Consider the following 4,413-nt stretch of genomic DNA (forward strand, 5'->3'; position numbering starts at 1 on the left):
ACGGTAAGCTGAATGGCGAGTACCGCTCACAGATGACCAGGACAGAACTCGAAACAAAAGGATACGGCAGACGCTGGCTTGTGGAATCATTCATGAGCGGATTGAAGCGAACCACAGGTGCCGCACTCTCAGCCAGAAGCGAGAAAGCCCTGTTCGTCGAAGCCGCCCTCAAAGTCCTCGCCTACGCCCTGAGGCGTTAGCCCACGATCAAAACCTGTGATTTGTTTTCAACACAGCAATCCGAGTTTTCAAGTTCCTTACGAAGCTCGTCCATTGATTCTCGGATTGCATCAGCATCGGATTGCTCCAGATCGTCTTCCACATCAAGCATGGAACCAGCCATGCGAAGCAATGCAACCTCGGCCTCTTGTAAGGCACGTGGCGCATTGTTTGGGGACGAAGGAAATGCGCAGTGAATCAGATTTGCAATTCCGTCCTTGATAACAGCACGCGTTCCATCTGGAATCTTTGGTGATGTCTCAATCTCGACGATGAACTCGTCGAAGGTCTTTCCGACGATCCCCATAAAGTCAATGTACGCACGGCCCTTAATGTCGTTTGGCGCATCATTTTTCCGCCCGTACAGTTGCACGACTGTGTTGAAATAGTGCTCCTTGGATTCAAGTAGTCGCAGGAGTGATAGTAGACGCCCAGCGGAATTATTGAATTCCGGCGATTGAGGCTTCTTCTTGAGCTCAAGTTCCGTCGTCAAGTCTAGTCCTTTGGTTTAGCCATGTAACGCCCACAATCAGCAGGCCGCGACGGTTGATTGTCCATTGTAAAACGCAGCATTCGCGGCTCTGTTGCATTGTGTTGTTACACCGCAATCGGTGGGGAGTTTGAAATGCCGACAGGATACACAGACGGCGTGCAGTCGGGAAAAATCACAGAGTTCAACGAGTACGCGATTCTTTGCGCACGAGCGTTTGGTGCGACGATCATGATGCGTGATGATCCGCTGGACGCCGAGATACCAGAGTTCGAGCCATCAACGTTTTACCGCGACAAGCTTGAGCAAGCCACAAAGGAGCTGGCCGAGTTCGAGTCGATGACGAGCGAGCAGCGGCGAACCATGCACGAGCAGGAACATGCCGAAAAAGTGGCGACAGCGGAAACGTATATTTCTGAGCGAAACGAGCAACGCCAGCGATATGAAGCGATGCTGGAAAAGGCCAAGGCGTTCACGCCGCCAACAGCGGAACATGAAGGGTTGGCGAAATTCATGGTTGAGCAGTTGGAGCAGTCGATCGAACACGATTGCGGTAGCGATTACTGGGAAAACGAAAAGGTGAAAACACCGTTTGACGAATGGGAAAAGCAGCGATTGGAGTCGTTGCGGGACAAAATCGGTCGATACGCCGGAGAATGGCAAGGAGAGCAAACGCGAACCGAAGGTCGAAACCGTTGGGTTCGCGAATTGCGGAAGGAACTAGAGACGGGCGAAACCTTGTCGGTGTAACGACCTGCGTAACCCGGTTGTGGCGAGCGACGCTGAATTCTGAAACCGGCCCGACCACAACTCGGGTTCACGCAATTGTTATGCAATCTATTCTTCGTCACGGACCAACGCCTCAACCCAGTCTGCCAACTGGTCGCCGATCGCCCCGACACCCCGGTAGCGGATTCGCCCATCTAGATCAACAACGCAATATGTTGGATGGGCGTCGACACGCCATGCCTTCGTAATGGCTCGTTCTTGACCGTCGACAATGACTACCCAGTTCAATCCGTCGGCTTTCATCTTCTCTTGAACAGCTTCGAGGGAATTGATTTCGTCGGCATTGATTTCAATGATTCTGAGTTGATCTGCGGGGAACGTTTCCTGCAATTTCTTTTGAACGCTATGCATCGCAACGCACGGTGCGCACCAATGAGCAGAAAATGAGAGAAGGGTCACACGCCCCTTGTAATCTTTGATTCTGATCGGGTCTCCAGAGATCGTAACCCCTGAAATATTCGGTGCCATCTTGGTGATCGCAACAGGAGAACGTAAGTCTTCGACCAAGCGAGCCGCGCTGGCCGAAAGCAGGCCATTCCCGTTTCTGATCTTGGGGTACTCCAAGGTCACTCGCTGAAGCAACTTCTCTGCTTCAGAGCAGCCGACCGGATCCCCGCGTGTCTCAGCAATCCGTTTGGTTCTGCATGCGAGGGTAAACAGAGCGTTACCTCGCACATATTCTGAAGCGTGTTTGCTGGCAATCATCGCCAATGTCGGACCGACGCGATCCGAACTCGTGGAAGGCATGTCGTCCATTGCTCCAACCAACAAGACTGCACGATACCGAACCTTGTCAATGTTGTTCGCGAGGAGATCGAACAGTTTGTCAAGCGACTGACCAGGAGTACCGTACCGCGATCCCCAAAGCAGACAATAAAGCCAAACATTTTCGTCATCGAGATTGGCCTCAGCAATTGCTACGAAGCGTGGGGTGAATTGTGTATTTATTTGGTGTCTTTTGTGACGTAATTCGATCGCCGACAACGCTGGAGAAGCCTCTTCCAGTTTGCGGATTTCCTGTTTCCAGTCGGCATGAAGGAGTTGATAGGGCGTCTTGCCCTCAGGCTGTCGAGCAAGAACGGGTAGTGCAGCAGTGAATAACACCACAACAAAGTAAGGAGCCTGCTTCATGTTGGTTCTCACATTTCTTGCATAACGGCAGCGATCACCGAGTCCGGACGACAATCTTGCAAGTATAAAAAACCGCGCGCAAGCCGGACTTCGCGTGCATCGCATTGTTATCCGCCGTCTTGGGGTTCAACGCCGTCAATCCACAAGCAAAGTGCAGCGCCGTCCCCGGAAGTTGACTCGACCGAGTATAGCGTAAGGGGCGACGTTGATGAGCGGATGGTCGGCGAATCGGATACTGAAATTGTCTTTGCTGGGGTCTCACCCATCAGCAATGAGACAATCTCGGGGTTCACCGTGATGTGCGAGATTTTTCCGTCGATTTCGATTACCACGGAACCCCAGTTTGGGTCATTTGGGTTGAGCACGAACCGCATTTGGACGAATGTTTCGTGCGTGTCGGGATTAGGCGCAAGACCAAACGTGCGGAGTCCGGCAGCGTTTAGGTTACAAAGTTCGGTCAGGGGCGCGGTTCCCCAGTTTGCGTAGAGTCGCTTTTCCTTGGGATCTGGCAATCGAACCACCCATCGGTTTAAGAACTGCTCGGACGTTGGCAAACGTCGTGCGGCAATTTGGTCGGTGTCATCAACGTCGATAAGTTCAAGACGCTGTCGCAAGCTGGTAAGCTCGGCGTTCGCGCGAGCGAGCCGGATAGACGTGATGACGTGAGAGATGCCAATCGCGAAGCAAGTAACGATCGCAAGCAGACCGAGAAGTGAAATGTTGCGAGTACGCATTAATATTTCAGTCGGATAACGCCTGCCATCACCGGGTGGCGGAAGTTAACTTTGTTTTCAAAAAACGCTCGCCACCGCCACTCCGGTGCATGGCCTTGTTCGTCGGCAGTTTCCTTCAGCCGAGGGCGAGTTGTGAGAACCGCACTACTCCTCCGCCTCCCAACGCGTGTCGACTTTCTTGGATGCGAGGCCCAACCACGCTGAGCCGAGGCGCACCCACCCCGAACGACGCTTACCATTCGGTGTTTCGACATCTACGTGGAATACGTGCTGCGATTTTGAGGCGGACATCGGAAACGCACTTGCTTCCGTCACGAGCGGCCGGCGAAACGACAAGACTTTGTATCCTTGTTGCGCAGACCATCGATATAGTGCCTCTCGTCGGCGGATACGGTCTACCCAATAAAGAGTAACCGCGAGAACGACAAGTGGAGCCGCAATAAGCGTGATAAGGACAGTTTCGTTCATCGTCGATACCTTTCATTTCATTGATTTGGTCTGGTCGATTCTGGTTATTCGGTTCCCACGGCGATTCCTTGGCGGAATTTCATATACCGACGAACGTCCCGCGTCACCGGGGCCCGTGAGTTTACATTCCATTTGTGAAACCAAACCAACGGGCCTCCGCGTGCACGCGATGGTTACCCGCCATTTGCGGTTTCGACCGGGCATGGCCCAGCGTACTTCGAGAACGTCGTGACATACGGATCATCCACAACGATTTGCGTTATTGAAGTGTAAGGGATGACATATGGCGAATCAAACCACCGCCCCGACGAATCAAAGAAAACAAAATCTATCTTTGAGTCGGCGAAAGCAACGACGCGCCCAATGTGGAACCCAAACTCTTCCGCGTCGGGACAGTCCTCGTGGCGTGCTCCCCATTTTCTGATCCAGATGTTATGAGAGTCAACCGACCGATTTTGGTTCGAGGAGACTTTGATGACGAAGCGACGACGACGTAAGCCTGAGCAGATTGTGAAGCTGTTGCAGGAGGGGCAAGCGATGTTGGCGGCAGGAAAGTCGCTGGCTGAGGTGTTGCAGAAGCTG

The 4,413-nt window shown here is 52.8% G+C and carries 4 protein-coding genes and 1 pseudogene; 2 read left to right on the forward strand and 3 right to left on the reverse strand.

The annotated features are described in order from the left end of the window. Positions 1–200 (forward strand): annotated as a pseudogene (locus KOR42_RS25730) (hypothetical protein); the annotation flags it as partial. Here KOR42_RS25730 and KOR42_RS25735 read toward each other — a convergent pair. Beyond that, complete coding sequence (locus KOR42_RS25735) at positions 197–712, reverse strand: hypothetical protein (protein WP_146512667.1); 516 nt, start codon at positions 710–712, stop codon at positions 197–199. The pseudogene KOR42_RS25730 and the gene KOR42_RS25735 sit on opposite strands and share 4 nt — an antisense overlap. A gap of 132 nt (positions 713–844) precedes the next feature. Here KOR42_RS25735 and KOR42_RS25740 point away from each other — a divergent pair, with 132 nt between their 5' ends. After that, complete coding sequence (locus KOR42_RS25740) at positions 845–1,459, forward strand: hypothetical protein (protein ID WP_146512668.1); 615 nt, start codon at positions 845–847, stop codon at positions 1,457–1,459. Positions 1,460–1,546: 87 nt separating this feature from the next. Here KOR42_RS25740 and KOR42_RS25745 read toward each other — a convergent pair whose 3' ends face one another. Next, on the reverse strand, positions 1,547–2,629 hold the full coding sequence (locus KOR42_RS25745) for a TlpA family protein disulfide reductase (RefSeq protein WP_197441617.1): 1,083 nt from the start codon (positions 2,627–2,629) through the stop codon (positions 1,547–1,549). 107 nt (positions 2,630–2,736) lie between these two features. After that, complete coding sequence (locus tag KOR42_RS25750; RefSeq protein WP_146512670.1) at positions 2,737–3,363, reverse strand: hypothetical protein; 627 nt, start codon at positions 3,361–3,363, stop codon at positions 2,737–2,739. Between the last annotated feature and the right edge of the window lie 1,050 nt (positions 3,364–4,413).

The organism is Thalassoglobus neptunius (genome assembly GCF_007859735.1).
Classification (GTDB): domain Bacteria; phylum Planctomycetota; class Planctomycetia; order Planctomycetales; family Planctomycetaceae; genus Thalassoglobus; species Thalassoglobus neptunius.

Excerpts from the sequence above, each read along its gene's own strand:
- KOR42_RS25750 (WP_146512670.1), bottom strand. The coding sequence starts at position 3,363 with ATGCGTACTCGCAACATTTCACTTCTCGGTCTGCTTGCGATCGTTACT.
- KOR42_RS25745 (WP_197441617.1), bottom strand. The coding sequence starts at position 2,629 with ATGAAGCAGGCTCCTTACTTTGTTGTGGTGTTATTCACTGCTGCACTA.
- KOR42_RS25740 (WP_146512668.1), top strand. The coding sequence starts at position 845 with ATGCCGACAGGATACACAGACGGCGTGCAGTCGGGAAAAATCACAGAG.